General features: G+C 49.4%; 14 protein-coding genes. 7 read left to right on the top strand and 7 right to left on the bottom strand.

Going from position 1 to position 14,390, the window contains the following annotated elements:
- Positions 1–79: 79 nt before the first annotated feature.
- Positions 80–415 carry a DUF202 domain-containing protein gene (locus tag YC6258_RS17780; RefSeq protein WP_044618124.1) on the bottom strand — a complete coding sequence of 112 codons (336 nt, stop codon included), beginning with the start codon at positions 413–415 and terminating at the stop codon, positions 80–82.
- A complete protein-coding gene (locus YC6258_RS17775; RefSeq protein ID WP_044618123.1) occupies positions 405–752 on the bottom strand; it encodes a YidH family protein in 348 nt (115 codons plus the stop codon). The genes YC6258_RS17780 and YC6258_RS17775 overlap by 11 nt, the downstream gene beginning before the upstream one ends.
- A gap of 280 nt (positions 753–1,032) precedes the next feature.
- On the opposite strand from YC6258_RS17775, the gene YC6258_RS27505 reads away from it, so the two are divergent.
- Positions 1,033–2,598 (top strand): carboxylesterase family protein, encoded by a 1,566-nt coding sequence (locus tag YC6258_RS27505; protein WP_169748990.1) that lies wholly within the window; start codon positions 1,033–1,035, stop codon positions 2,596–2,598.
- 51 nt (positions 2,599–2,649) lie between these two features.
- On the opposite strand, the gene lon is transcribed toward YC6258_RS27505, so the two are convergent.
- From lon to YC6258_RS17755, 3 genes are all read right to left on the bottom strand, one after another.
- Positions 2,650–5,046, bottom strand: coding sequence for an endopeptidase La (gene lon / locus YC6258_RS17765; protein WP_044618122.1), 2,397 nt, complete (start codon positions 5,044–5,046; stop codon positions 2,650–2,652).
- A 77-nt stretch (positions 5,047–5,123) separates the two neighbouring features.
- Positions 5,124–6,083: a YheT family hydrolase gene (locus YC6258_RS17760; RefSeq protein ID WP_044618121.1), complete on the bottom strand. Its 960-nt coding sequence runs from the start codon at positions 6,081–6,083 to the stop codon at positions 5,124–5,126.
- Positions 6,084–6,105: 22 nt separating this feature from the next.
- Entirely contained in the window at positions 6,106–6,690 is a 585-nt protein-coding gene (locus YC6258_RS17755; RefSeq protein ID WP_144407807.1) for an arylesterase, read from the bottom strand.
- Between the two features lie 34 nt (positions 6,691–6,724).
- Here YC6258_RS17755 and YC6258_RS17750 point away from each other — a divergent pair, with 34 nt between their 5' ends.
- The 3 genes from YC6258_RS17750 to YC6258_RS17740 all read left to right on the top strand — a co-directional run bounded on the left by YC6258_RS17750 (position 6,725) and on the right by YC6258_RS17740 (position 10,632).
- A complete protein-coding gene (locus tag YC6258_RS17750) occupies positions 6,725–7,393 on the top strand; it encodes an ABC transporter ATP-binding protein (RefSeq protein WP_044618119.1) in 669 nt (222 codons plus the stop codon).
- Positions 7,390–9,873 (top strand): ABC transporter permease, encoded by a 2,484-nt coding sequence (locus YC6258_RS17745; protein ID WP_044618118.1) that lies wholly within the window; start codon positions 7,390–7,392, stop codon positions 9,871–9,873. The genes YC6258_RS17750 and YC6258_RS17745 overlap by 4 nt, the downstream gene beginning before the upstream one ends.
- 135 nt (positions 9,874–10,008) lie before the next feature.
- Positions 10,009–10,632, top strand: a complete 624-nt coding sequence (locus tag YC6258_RS17740) for a peroxiredoxin (protein ID WP_044618117.1) — start codon at positions 10,009–10,011, stop codon at positions 10,630–10,632.
- A gap of 96 nt (positions 10,633–10,728) precedes the next feature.
- Here the strand turns inward: YC6258_RS17740 and YC6258_RS17735 are convergent, their stop codons facing one another.
- Together YC6258_RS17735 and rnt are read right to left on the bottom strand one after the other, a co-directional pair.
- A complete protein-coding gene (locus YC6258_RS17735; RefSeq protein WP_044618116.1) occupies positions 10,729–11,031 on the bottom strand; it encodes an MTH1187 family thiamine-binding protein in 303 nt (100 codons plus the stop codon).
- Positions 11,015–11,659, bottom strand: a complete 645-nt coding sequence (rnt, locus tag YC6258_RS17730; RefSeq protein WP_044620165.1) for a ribonuclease T — start codon at positions 11,657–11,659, stop codon at positions 11,015–11,017. Before rnt ends, YC6258_RS17735 begins: the two co-directional genes overlap by 17 nt.
- A 292-nt stretch (positions 11,660–11,951) precedes the next feature.
- Here rnt and YC6258_RS17725 point away from each other — a divergent pair, with 292 nt between their 5' ends.
- The 3 genes from YC6258_RS17725 to YC6258_RS17715 all read left to right on the top strand — a co-directional run bounded on the left by YC6258_RS17725 (position 11,952) and on the right by YC6258_RS17715 (position 14,378).
- Entirely contained in the window at positions 11,952–12,860 is a 909-nt protein-coding gene (locus tag YC6258_RS17725; protein WP_052830387.1) for a flagellar protein MotY, read from the top strand.
- Positions 12,861–13,030: 170 nt separating this feature from the next.
- Complete coding sequence (locus YC6258_RS17720) at positions 13,031–13,390, top strand: hypothetical protein (RefSeq protein ID WP_144407684.1); 360 nt, start codon at positions 13,031–13,033, stop codon at positions 13,388–13,390.
- On the top strand, positions 13,371–14,378 hold the full coding sequence (locus YC6258_RS17715) for a S1 family serine peptidase (protein WP_044618114.1): 1,008 nt from the start codon (positions 13,371–13,373) through the stop codon (positions 14,376–14,378). Before YC6258_RS17720 ends, YC6258_RS17715 begins: the two co-directional genes overlap by 20 nt.
- Positions 14,379–14,390 lie beyond the last annotated feature (12 nt).

Genomic DNA, 14,390 nt, shown 5'->3' with positions numbered 1-14,390 from the left:
CAGGATTACCATTTGTTAATGTTGCTGGAAACAGGGATGTTGTGTGGTTGGAAACCGGCTGCGTATGGTAATGGCATCTTCAACGATTAAAAAAAGCCATCAGGAAGTAGCCGGCAAATGTCAGGCTGCTGAACAGAACCGCAAAGGTGAGCCATTGTTTCATTCTTATGGATGCCACTGACAACGCTGCGATCTCATCCATTGAGCGTTGTGTGCGTCGTCGGGTATAGCCGTACATCACAACGAGTGTGGTTGCAATGATGCCCAGGCATACCAGCCAGAACCAGCCATAGGCTTTGAAGAAATGACGGCTGAATGCACTCATCAATATCAGCAGTACAAACAGCGTCCGGGTCCAGGCCATTGAGGTTCGTTCTGGTTGCAGGCCAGGATCTCTGTCAGGCTTAACCGCCATAAATCAGCAACCCCAGAATGATACCGGCCAACAGCACAAGGAAAATGCTGAGTATGCGTAATAACGGAGAATAGGGCAGGTTCTGTTTCAGGCGCATGGCTTTTTCATTGTTCGCCCAGCGCAGATAGGCATGACCGGCACTGAGACAGGAAAAAATGCACAGTGACAGAGAAATCAGGTTGCGTACCCAGGGAACGGCCAGATTGGGAGCAAGTTGATCCAGGGCAACGGCCGCCGCCAGTAGGGCAATGGCGGTACGAATCCAGGCCAGAAATGTACGCTCATTTGCCAGTGTAAAACGGTAATCGGGAGCCTCTCCCAGTTTGGTCCATTTCATCGAATTTGTTCCTGTGGCGGTTAGAGTATCGGCACAGGCGCATTATGGTAACAAGTACGGGTTGTGTCCATGTAAGGCTCCCCGCCATTGCGTTAAAGCATTGTGATTGGGTAATGGGGATGTCGTCGCAGTTTTTTTATGATTGTGATCAAGTGGGCAAAAGTATCGTTGTATTGGTCCATTAGCATATGAAAACTTTTATATTCTCAACTTGATGAACCGCCTGGTAGTGCTGTCGTGGCGAACTGGTATGTACATAGAACTTCAGGAGGTCAATTCAATGAAGTACTGTCTATCGGATTTAGCTCATATTTCCGTCAATTTGCGACATTGGTCAGCAACTCTTTTAATGGTCCTGATATTGCCATCAATGGCTATGGCCTCTACTCAGGCAGTGACTGCGAGCGGTGTGGTTGAAGGTGATGACCTGGAAGGAGTCATCCGCTTTCTGGGTATCCCTTATGCCCAGCCACCACTGGGGCGGATGCGCTGGAAAGCAGCTCAGGATGCAGAGCCCTGGGCTGGAGTGAGGGAAGCTAAAGCCTTTGGTGATGCCTGCTCCCAGATAGGAGGTTTTTTTGCCAGCGATGATGATTCGACCTTTGATGAACGCTTTGGTTCTGAAGACTGTCTTTATCTGAATGTCTGGACGCCGGTAGCGGATGAGCATACCCGGTTGCAATCACCTCGACCGGTGCTGGTGTTTATTCATGGTGGTTCGGGCATTACCGGAGCCGCTTCTCTCCCGGTCTACGATGGTGAACGACTGGCCCGGGAGCTGAACGCCGTGGTGGTTACGTTTAATTATCGCCTTGGTATTTTCAGTATGTTACGGACTGTGATTCTTGACGGCAGAGATCCGGCAACCAAGCGTGGCAGCCTTGGTTTGAAGGATCAGGTCAAAGCGCTGGATTGGGTTAGAACAAACATTGATGCATTTGGTGGCGATCCGAATGAAGTCACTTTGATGGGGCATTCGGCTGGCAGTATTTTCGTGTGGGCGCTGATGCGCTCTCCTCTCGCCAGCGGTTATTTTCAGCGTGCAGTTACACTGTCCGGAGTGCCTTATGACCGCAAAACCATGTCTATTCGTAAGTTGCGCCGCAAGCTTTATCAGGATGAAAAGGATGATGAAACAACCATTTCCGACGAGGAGTTTGATGAGGCTCTGAACCAGCAGAGCGAAGAAGTGCGTGACAATTATGTCTCAGATCTGACGGATGAGCAGGTATTGTCCAAGACTAAGACAGTTGCGAAACTCGATTCAGAGGCATTGGAAGATGAAGATGCCGTGTTCGTCAATGCGGTACCCACGCTCATCGGTACTGTTGGCAATGAAACCAGTCTGATTCGAATTTTTGATTATAGCCGTTTGTCGACAATGGAGTTCTGGCTGTTGGTAAACAGCCTGCGCAACGATCTGGAGACCACGGATTTTGTGCGTAAATACCGACAGAAGGCTTTTTTCCGTAAAACAGAAAAATTAAATCAGAAAGAAGAGGTCCTGATGGCGAGCCTGGCTGATGAACTCGTACAGTTGGGCATGCCGGTCTATCGTTATCAGTTTATCTGGCAAAATTACCCTGAACCCTGGAGTACATTGCTCGGTGCTTATCACGCCATTGATGTACCGGTTCTGTTTGGGAATTTTGATATCGACCGACCGAACATTACCCGCTTTACCTGGACCGAGGATAATGCCGAGGAGCGGGAAGTGCTTCATCGTGAACTGGTCACCGGACTCAAAGGGTTCATTGAAGCCGGCGATCCGAACCTGTATGTCGAATCGGCAGGCGAACCCGTCTGGCCACAATGGGATTCGCGAGCGCTCTTTAAAACATTTTAATAATACCGCCACCGGGGTTCCCATGGTTTTTATGGGAACCCCGGAAGTTGACTAACCAAACAATTTGTTAAATACGTCGTCGTAATGTTCGGCAAAGGATATTTTCAGACCTTTTCTCAGGTATTCAGGTACTTCTTCATAATCACCGCGATTGGCCTCAGGCAGAATGATGTTTTTGATATTCTGGCGTTTGGCCGCAATGATTTTTTCCCGTACACCGCCAATTGCCAGCACTTTTCCAGTCAGTGTCAGTTCTCCAGTCATAGCGTAATTGGCTTTGGGTTTTTTATTTAACGCCAAAGACAATAATGCACTGGCCATGGTGACACCGGCGCTGGGGCCATCTTTTGGGGTTGCCCCTTCCGGTACATGTAGATGTACGAATGCTTTGTCAAAGAAAGATTTGTCGGCACCATATTTTTCCAGATTGGAGCAGACATAACTGTAAGCAATTTCAGCCGATTCGCGCATCACTTCGCCGAGTTTGCCAGTCAGTTTAAAACCCCGGTTCAGGGTATGAATGCGGGTGGCTTCAATCGGCAAAGTGGTGCCTCCCATGGCTGTCCATGCCAGGCCGGTGATCACACCTATTCCCTGCATAAGTGCTTCCGGACGGAAAATGGGGTTGCCCAGAAAACTACTCAGATTTTCCGGTGTGACGGTGATGCTTTCATCCGGTTGCTCCAGTAGTTGAACCACACCTTTGCGAACGATTTTAGCCAGTTGTTTTTCCAGATTCCGAACCCCGGATTCCCGTGCGTAACATTCGACTGTGTCGCGCAGGGCTTTGCGGGAAATCTTCAGTTGCCGACCTTTGACACCGGCTTTTTGCAATTGCCGTGGCCACAGGTGTTTGGCAGCAATGGCGACTTTCTCTTCGGTCAGATAACCGGACAGACGAATGACATCCATACGATCAAGCAAAGGCGCAGGAATCGTATCAAGCTGGTTGGCGGTACAGATGAACAATACCTTTGACAAGTCCAGACGCATGTCCAAATAGTGATCCATGAACTGACTGTTCTGTTCAGGGTCCAGGGTTTCCAGTAAGGCCGAAGCCGGGTCACCCTGATAACTGGCGCCGAGTTTATCAATTTCGTCCAGCATGATGACCGGATTCATGACTTTGACATCTTTGAGCGCCTGGACAAATTTTCCGGGTAACGCGCCGATGTATGTGCGGCGATGGCCTTTGATCTCGGCTTCATCACGCATGCCACCCAGACTGAAACGGTAAAACGGTCTGCCCAGAGCATCGGCGACACTTTTACCGATGGAGGTTTTACCCACGCCGGGAGGACCAACAAGCAGCAGAATAGAGCCCGAAATCTCCCCCTTGAATGCTCCCACGGCAAGGAATTCAAGTATTCTGGCTTTCACATCGTCGAGCCCTTCATGGTCCCGATTCAACGTGGTCCTGGCTTGTTTCAGGTTCAGGTTGTCTTCACCCTGAATACCCCAGGGAATTGACGTGGCCCAATCAAGGTAGTTACGGGTAACGCCATATTCAGGAGAACCGGTTTCCAGCATTTCCAGTTTCTTCAGTTCTTCGTTGATCTTTTTGAGAGCCTCCTCGGGTACCGTTTTGCCATCGAGGCGGTTGCGGAATTCCTCTGCGTCAGAGGTTTTGTCGTCTTTGGTGATACCAAGCTCTTTCTGGATGAGTTTCAGTTGCTCGCGTAGAAAAAATTCACGCTGATGCTTACTGACTTTCTTGTTGACTTCATCCGTAAGTTCTCCATGCAAACGAGCAACGTTGATTTCCTTTTTCAACAGCGCCAGCACTTTTTCCATGCGGGGCATCAGGTTAATAGTGTCGAGTACTTCCTGCAATTCACCCCCGCGAGCAGTGGTAATGGCAGCGGCAAAATCTGCTAATGGAGAAGGCTCGTTCGGACTAAACCGGTTGAGGTAGTGCTTCAGTTCTTCAGAATAGAGTGGGTTAATCGGTAGCAGTTCTTTGATCGCATTGATCAGCGCCATGGCGTAGGCCTTGATCTCATTGTCCGATTCTTTGCGATGTTGTGGATAATTAACTTCTGCCAGGTAAGGGGATTTGCGTGACAGCCATCCGGCAACCCGGACACGTTTGATGCCTTCGGCAATAAACTGAATATGTTTTCCATCGGACTTCAGCTGGTGTACTTTTACCAGCGTGCCGGTTTCCGGCAGATCTTCAGTATTGAGACCGTTCTGGGTTTCATCATGGTTCTCCACAAAAAACAGTGCCAGTGATTTATGGGGTGTTTTTTCTACTCTGCGAAGTGTTTCCTCCCATTGTTCCGCCGCCAGTAAAACCGGCATGACCTGGGCCGGAAAAAACGGCCGGTTGGCGATGGGAACAATATAGAGCTTGGCTGGTAATGAATCCCCTGGAGCGATCAATCCGGTGTTGTTCTGTTCACTCAGGGTAATAATTTCTGTGTGATTGGAATCTGCTTGACTCATGTGATTTAACAGCTGTTGATGGACAATGGTTTGTTCTAATGGGGTTTAAGGCTTTTTATTTCAATCACCTCAGAGGTTTACCTGTGTGAAGGACTTTCCAAATACTGCCGTACGAACTGTAAAGCTCTGGTTTCAGACCATAATTCACGCCAGAGTTGATAACGGATGAAGCCAACATGGCCACCATGCATCGGTGCTTCAAAATGCAGGAAGCGATGTTTTTCCGCTAGTTCATCTGGGTAACAGTTTGGTCCCAGAAAACTGTCATCTCTGGCGTTGACCAGCAGTGTAGGAATGGTGATGTTGGGCAGATAATGCAGTGCCGAGGATTGATGCCAGTAGTCATTGGCACTGCTGAAACCATGCAGCGGAGCAGTGTAGCAGGCGTCGAAATCGTGAAAGTTCTTCAGGCGGTGGTAATCGGTGGCTGAGATCAGTTGGGGAAACTGTCGGGCTTTGGCTTCGATCTTGGGTTGCAGATCTTTGAGGAAGCGCCGCATATAAAAACCATTGCGTGTGTTGGCAAGTTGATCAGCACAGTTGGCGAGATCGCAGGGAACAGAGAATGTCACTGCTGCTTTGATGGCGTCTGGTACCTGATGCCGTCCCAGATAAACCAGTGTCAGATTACCTCCCATGCTGAATCCGACCAGGACAATCTGCTGATAGCCCAGGTCGACGGCATGTTGCACGACCGCATCCAGATCTTCAGTGGCTCCACTGTGATAAAACCTGGGGAGTCGGTTCAGTCGGCCACCACAACTGCGAAAGTTCCAGGCCAGAGCATCATAGCCCTGGCGAAAAAAAGCTCTCGCCATTCCGGCGACATACGCTCTGCGGCTGTGTCCTTCGAGACCATGGCTGAGAATAACCAGGCGATGACTGTTCTGGCGCTGCCAGTCCAGCAACAGAAAGTCACCATCGGGCAGCTCAAGCTGATGTCGGCTAAAGTGGTTAGGGACATAACGCAACAGACTGGGGGCGATGGATTGTACATGAGGGTTGCGCAGGCCTGGGCGGGGGTAATAGGCGTTCAATCAAGACCTCCGTTCCGAGTTGTCACTTCAGCAATGGCATCAATACGGGCCAGATATTTTGAACAATCATGGACTGAGCCTCTGCCACTGGATGAATACCGTCGTTTTGCATCAAAGCAGGATTTTCGGCGATACCTGCGAGGATAAAGGGAACGTAAACAAGCTTGTATTCATTGGCTAGATTTTCATATTGCTGAAAAAATGGTTCAGTGTAACGGCTTCCATAATTCGGCGGAATCTTGATACCTAACAGCACAACCTGAACCTGAGAGGCCTGAGCTGTAGAGATCATCGTACGCAGGTTTTGTGTAATGTATGGCACCGGTTTGCCCTGCAGGCCATCGTTGCCACCCAGTTCAAGTAACAGAATATCAGGCTGATACTGTTTCAGCAGTCCGGGCAGTCTTTGCACGCCTGACTCGCTGGTGGCACCGCCGAAGGATGCATTGATGACCTGATCATCAAAGCCCTGTTGCTGTAGCTTTTGCTGTAACAGAGTAACCCAGCCCGCATCTGCCGGGATGCCATAGGCAGCGCTGATACTGTCACCCAGGACCAGAATTGTTTTGGCTGAAAGTGTCGCCGAAGTCGTCAGCATCAGAACCATTATCGCCAATGTTTTAATAACCTTTGGACAAAGCATGATAAAAAGCACCGCGTTGAAACAAGAAGTACAGACCTCCGAGGGTCAATTGACGATCCTGAAAGGGATTGATCTGGAAATCAAGCCGGGAGAAAGCGTTGCGATTGTTGGCGCGTCCGGTTCAGGCAAATCAACGTTACTGGGATTACTGGCCGGACTGGATACCCCCTCTTCAGGCCAGATCTACCTTCAGGGTGAGGAAATTACCCGTCTGGATGAAGAGCAGCGGGCGCAGATCAGAGGCCGACTGGTAGCGTTTGTATTTCAGAATTTTCAATTGCTTGGCAGTCTGACGGCTCTGGAAAATGTCATGTTGCCTTTGGAGGTCCGGGGAGTAGAGGATCCTGCGACTAAGGCCAGAGAGGTATTTGCCAGAGTGGGGCTGACCGGGCGTGAACATCACTATCCCAAACAGCTTTCCGGCGGCGAACAGCAGCGTGTTGCCATTGCCAGGGCTTTTGCCTCAGAGGCACCTATCATGTTTGCGGATGAGCCGACGGGCAATCTTGATACGGTAACCGGAGGTAAAATTGCTGATTTGTTATTTGAGCTGAACGAAGAGGCAGGCACGACTCTGGTGTTGGTGACTCATGACATCCGTTTGGCCAGTCGTTGTCATCGTCAGATAGTCATCGAAGCTGGAGCCATAGTGGAGCCAGGACAATGAAAACAGGATTCAAATTGCTCTGGCGTGACTGGAAAGGAGGCGAGCTGAATATCCTGCTGATGTCGTTGTTGGTTGCTGTGGCCACGGTCACCAGTATCAGCCTCTTTTCCGAACGAATCAGAAACACCATAGATGTTCAGGCGGGTGTATTGCTGGCCGGCGATGCGCAGCTCCGTGGCAGTCAGGCCATTCCGGTGCAATGGCAGCAGCAAGCTTACGATCTTGGCCTTGAGACTACGGATATGATGAATTTTCAGGCCATGGCTTTTTCCGCTCAGGGCATGCAGCTGACATCAGTGAAGGCCGTTAGCGATTCATATCCGCTGAAAGGCAAAGTAACGGTCAGTGACCAGCCATTTATCGAAGGTACTGAGGTGGATTCGGCACCTGGGCCCGGGGAAATATGGATGGCATCGAGGCTGTTTGGGGCGTTGGGGATAGAAGTCGGGGATCAGGTAACGATTGGTGAAGCAACGCTCACCGCTACCAAGGCCCTGCTCAAAGAACCTGACAGCCCTCAAAGTATGTTTTTCATGAGTCCCAGAGTCATTATGAATATTGCCGATGTGGCGGCAACGAAATCGGTACAGCCCGGCAGCCGTATTCAATATGGTCTGGTGGTGTCTGGTGCCGATTCTGAAGTTGAACAGCTGCGCAGTGAACTGGAACCACAGTTGGGCGATCATTATCGCTGGGTTATGCCGCGTGAGGGTAATCGCGGGATAGGTTCGGCCATGGATCGGGCAGAAAGTTTTCTTCTGTTGGCGGGGTCTCTGGGCGTAATGCTGGCGGGTGTTGCCCTGGCGCTGGCGTCCCGTCGTTACAGTGTACGTCAGGCCGGTCATGTGGCCTTGTTGAAGACTCTGGGGATGGGACCGGCAGCAGTTGCCCGGCTTTATCTGTTGAATCTGTTTCTGCTTGCAGTGTTAGGGGTGTTACTGGGATGGATTGCCGGTTGGTTGGCTCATTGGGCGATACTGAAGGCGTTCGCCAGCCTGTTGCCCGGCAGCATAGCAACGGCCGGGCCAGGCGCATACGTGACCGGTGGGATGACCGGACTGATTTGTTTGATGGCATTCGCCGCTCCACCATTGCTGGCTCTGCGCAACGTACCGCCGTCACGGGTATTGCGGGTAGATGATGGGGAAGCTCTGGTATCCGGTACCAGTGCGTTGATGATTGGCATCCTTGCCGTACTGGTACTGGTTCTTTGGTACAGCCGCAGCCTTGCCATCACGGCGGCATTGATGGGCGGCGGTATTGTTTCTTTGATCAGCGTGTCGGTGTTTGCGTGGTTATTGATTCGCCTCAGCCGTCGTCTTGGAGCCCGTCTTGGAAGCACCTGGCGTCTCGGTTTAGCGAGTCTGCAACGTCACAGTCGTCAGAATTCCCTGCAGGTGATGATCTTTTCCGTGGCGTTGTTACTGCTGTTCGTACTGTCTCTGGTCCGTACTTCCTTGATTCAGGACTGGCAAAGACAACTGCCCCAGGATGCTCCGAACCATTTCATGTTTAATATTTTTAATCTTCAGAAAGAAGCCATTGAGGGCTTTCTGAATAGCCATCAGATCAGTCATTCACCGTTTTATCCTATGGTCAGAGGTCGGGTGACAGCGGTCAACGGTACCGACATGAAGACTCTGTTGGAACAGTATGCCGCCGAAGATGACAGCAGTTATCAGAGGGAGTTGAATCTGACCTGGTCGAACGAACTGGGGCCAGATAATGAGGTGGTGGAAGGTCAATGGTGGCAACCGGGGGATGAACAGAAATCGTTGGTGTCGGTTGAGACAGACTATGCCAAAGGGCTTGGGATTAAAGTGGGCGACGAGATGACTTTCAGTATCGCCGGTCAGGACACCAAAGCAACCGTGGCGAGTTTGAGAACCGTTCAGTGGGATTCGATGCAGCCCAACTTCTTTGTCATCTTTTCGGGTGAGATTCTGTCCGGAGATGCGGCCAGCTGGCTAACCAGCTTTTATCTGACACCCGCTGATAAACCTTTGCTCAACCAATTGGCGAGAGAGTTTCCGACAGCCACGCTGATCGAGTTGGACAGCGTGATCGAGCAGATTCAGAAAATCATCACTCAAGTATCATTGGCCGTGGAGTTCATTTTGTTGCTGGTACTGGCCTGTGGAATCCTGGTGTTGATTGCCAGCATACAGGCAACACTGGACATGCGCTTCAAGGAAAGTGCTATTTTGCGGACACTGGGAGCCAGACGCGGGATGGTGGCTGGAAGTCTGATCATTGAATTTGGCGTGATGGGTTGGCTGGCGGGTCTGCTGGCGGTGATAGGGGCGGAAGCCTGTCTGTTTTTTCTGCAAACTCAGGTGTTTGACATCAGTTTCCGTTTTCATCCGTGGCTGTGGGGGAGTGGTCCATGGTTGGGAATGCTGTTGATCGGAGGGATTGGCTATCTGTCCACTCGAAGAGTGACGAGAACCCCTCCATTAAATGTGTTAAGAAATGTTTGATTTTCTGAGCTTAAACCCCAATGATGGCATTTGCTTTAAGGACGTCCGGGGCTGGTCAAGGGATAATACAGCGGGCCAGATCCCGGGTGACGGCATAACTATTGAAAGAACTGAAATAATATTTAGGAGCATACAATGAGCATTTTGGTTGGAAAAAAAGCACCTGATTTTGATACACAGGCGGTACTGGGGGATGGTTCCATCGTCGGCAGTTTCAAACTGTCTGAAGCTATTAAAGGTAAATACGCCGTGGTGTTTTTCTATCCTCTGGACTTCACATTTGTGTGTCCTTCAGAGTTGATCGCTATGGACCACCGCGTTAGCAAGCTGAAAGAGCTTGGTTGTGAAGTTGTCGGTCTGTCCATCGATTCACATTTTACTCACAATGCCTGGAGAAACACGCCTGTAAATGAAGGTGGTATCGGCGCGGTAAGCTATACCCTGGCAGCAGATATGGATCACAGCATCGCCAAAGCCTATGGCATTGAGGCTGAAGGTGGCGATTCTTACTATCCTGCGGGTGTTGCCATGCGGGCCACGTTTGTGATTGACCAGAAAGGCATCGTTCGTCATCAGGTGGTTAATGATGAACCTCTGGGTCGTAATATGGACGAAGTGGTTCGTATCGTTGAGGCTCTGCAATTCTTCGAAGAAAATGGACAGGTCTGTCCGGCTGGCTGGAACAAAGGTGATGCCGGTATGGTCAACACTCCTGACGGTGTTGCCAAATATCTGGCAGAAAATTCAGACAAACTGTAAATCTAAGTATTCCATTTTCAAAAGGGGCAATCAGCCCCTTTTATTTTGCCTGTTTCTCCGGTATCGATGCTGTTCGATACTTCTCTGCACGGTCGTTCAGGAATTCAGCAGTTCATTGACCACATCGATTTTGTCCTGCATGGTCTGTGATTTGTCTGTCCGGGTGCCAATCTTGAGGGTTGATGAAATTCTCGGGGCTCCCATTTTATGTACTGCTTCATGACAGGCTTTGACAGCCGCCATGACTTCATCCCATTCACCTTCGATATTAGTGCCATAAGAATGCATGGTATAGCTCAAACCGGTGCCTTCCAGGACTCTCTGGCATTCTGCGATATATCCAGAAACAGACGCCGTCGTGCCCATGGGAATGACGCATAAATCAATGATCACATTCATCGTTACCTGCCTTCGGAACTTGTTCTGCGGGTGGCCATCCACCCATGGATTTCCATTTGTTCACAATCGCACAGAATAATTCAGCGGTTTTCTGAGTGTCGTACAGTGCGCTATGGGCTTCGTGATTATCAAACTCGATACCGGCAGATTTACAGGCTTTGGCCAGAACCGTCTGACCAAAAGCAAGGCCGGACAGTGAAGCCGTATCAAAACTGGAAAAAGGATGGAACGGATCGCGTTTGATTTCGCAGCGCTCGACAGCTGCTTTCAGGAATCCATGGTCGAAGTGGGCATTGTGGGCCACGACGATCGCCCGGTTGCAATGGGTGTTTTTGATACCTTTGCGGACCAACTGGAAGATGTCATTCAGGGCTTTTTGCTCTGAGACGGCATCGCGGAACGGGTTAAATGGATCGATACCGGTAAACTGCAGCGAGGACTCTTCAATATTGGCCCCTTCAAATGGTTCGATTTCGAAGGCTATCGATTGATCGGGTACCAGCCAACCGTTTTGATCCACTTTCAGGGTAACCGCAGCGATTTCGAGTAACGCATCGGTTTGATCGTTGAATCCGGCGGTTTCAACATCAATGACGACTGGATAGAAGCCACGGAAGCGTTGGTTCATCGGTGTGGATGGTTTTTGTTCAGACACTCAGTATTTCCTATTGTCAGTAAGCGTTCCGGAATCTGGTCCGGGACACAGTTTCAATATTCGGTGATGCCTTGCAGTCCTGAATCTGCTGGTCGCCATATTCAGACCATCAATTATCGGTTTTTTTGAGCAGTTAACCACTGCAATTTGCGCTGACAAGACACCTGTCAATCCTGGCACATGGTAAAGAGGATTAAAGATTCAGGCAAAAATACCGACATAGACTGGTAGCAAGTTACCAGAATTCTTCCTTGAGCGCGTGCTTATGGCCAATTATCAACGCATTTTATTCTTCTTTCTTGGTTTGATCCTTGCCGTACAAGGTCAAACCATTACTTTTACGACTGGCCTGAATGACACCGAGTGGAAGCTCGTCTCTTCACCGTTTGGTTGCCTCTTTCGGCAGAACATACCTTTATATGGCTCGGGGGTGTTCTTTCGTGAAGCTGGTGAAGACCTGTTGTTTTACCTGGAGACCGATCACAACCAAATGCGCGAAGGCAAGGCCGCATTGGTGGTTGAAGCACCCGACTGGAAAGCCAATGCCCTGACTTCGGATCTTGGCTACGTGAGAGTTCGGGACACCCGTTATCCGGTTGTGGTTGAGTCCATTCGTTCTGACCGTATGATGGCAGAATTGCTGGATGGCATGGCACCGACGTTCACCAGACAGGCAATTTATCTCAGTGACCGCATCCGGGTGCGTCTTTCTCCTGCTCAGTTCAAACCTTATTACGAACAATATCTGGCATGTGTTTCCGGGTTGCTGCCGGTGAACTATGATCAGATTAAACGTACCAATATTTATTTTGACAATGGTCAGGATGAACTGGATGCCGCAGACAAGCGGCTGTTGAACAAGATTGCTACTTACATTCTGACCGATACCCGGGTAATCAACATTTATATCGACGGTCATACGGATGATCGTGGCTCCCGTTATGAGAATCGGCGGTTATCAGAAAAACGGGCTGACCTGGTTCAACAGTATCTGATGTCCCGTAACATTGATGTCGGTATGATGATTTTGAATTATCACGGCGAACGTTACCCAGTGGCCAGCAACGCAACCGCTGCAGGTCGTGCAAAAAACCGACGGGTATCCATTCGTATTGAACGCATCATGGATGACCCTGACGATCCGATGGCCAGGCATCCTGACTTTGACGAATGAGAGAACTTGTTTCTTGGTAACCTCCTTATTTTTTTCTTAATTCGTCAAAAACTTTAACAAGCCTATACCACTGCTGAATGATATTATCCATGTGGTCAAATTGGAGTGGGACATATTCCATCTGATTGACTATGATTTTTCACGATACTCAAGTGAATATGGATAAAACAATGTTCAGAATGACTTTGGCCATATTGCTGACCTGCTCTTTCATCTTGTCAGGGTGCAATGCAATGGCGCAGAACAATAAAACCGAAACCTCCTCGCTTAATGTGTTTAACCCTCGTTGGGAAGGAGATCATTTCATAATTGAAGTGATGTCCAATGGCTGTACAGATAGCTCTGATCTTGAATATTCGATTACTGATGAGCAGCTGACATTTAGCCGTATCCGTTCCGATAATTGTCGTGCGATGCCGCATTTGGTGGCTTTATCATTTCAATTGGATCAGGCGTTTACGTCGCTAACCAATCCGATTTTATTTTCAACTGGCACGAGGCTGATGGGTCATGGGAAAACTATTAACTAAGCTGATTGTAGTCGCGTTCACTTTGACCGCAGGTTTGTTGACGTGCAATGCCATGGCGCAAAGCAGAATTATCGCCGGTGACGATGCTACTGGAGAGTGGCCGTTTGTGACGGCGGTGATGAAATATGTCGGCAATGGTTACTATAGTCAGTTTTGTGGCGGCAGCCTGATCAGTTCGAAATATGTATTGACCGCGGCGCATTGTGTAAATCAGATGAGTTCGTCTGGTGTTGCCAATATGCTGCTGAATATTGGTGATCTGACACCATTTGATAATGATGACAACGAAATACGAACCGTCAGTAAGATATACCTTAATCCGAATTTTTCATCCAATACCATGAAGTATGATTTTGCCATTCTGGAGTTGGATGAAGCCAGTGCGCAGACTCCTATTGAATTGGGGTCAGTGGGAAACAGCGATACAGTCTGGACACTTGGCTGGGGAGATATGAATCCTGTGGATCTGCATAATGAGCAGACGACAGCTGATGTTAGTTATCCGGATACTCTTCAAATCGTTGAATTGAAGACCATATCCAATTCTTTGTGTATTTCTTACTACTCTGGAGTCATCAACATATTAGATAACATGGTATGTGCGATTGGTGATGCGGACACCTATACCTACGGAGGCACTCCGTACTCCATCGTGGGTGACTCCTGTCAGGGTGATAGTGGTGGGCCTTTAGTCAAGTCGTCCGGCGGTGGGTATGTTCTGGTGGGTACCGTCAGTTTTGGTGATGAAGGTGAAAAAGGAAACGATATCGGCTGCGGTGATCCTTATTTTCCCGGCGTTTATGGCCGGGTCAGTGTGGCTACCGATTGGATCAGTGATGTTTTGAACGGAAATGTATCACCATCCATTGTGGCATCATCTAGTTCTGGAGGTGATGGTGGCGGTGCATCAAGTATTTTCAGCGGGGCATTGAGCCCGATATGGCTGGCTGTACTGTTTCCGCTGTTGTCCTGTTTCCGTCGTCGTTAATAGCCTTTAATT

It is taken from the genome of Gynuella sunshinyii YC6258, assembly GCF_000940805.1.
Classification (GTDB): Bacteria; Pseudomonadota; Gammaproteobacteria; order Pseudomonadales; family Natronospirillaceae; genus Gynuella; species Gynuella sunshinyii.
This window is presented reverse-complemented; position numbering and strand designations above follow the sequence as displayed.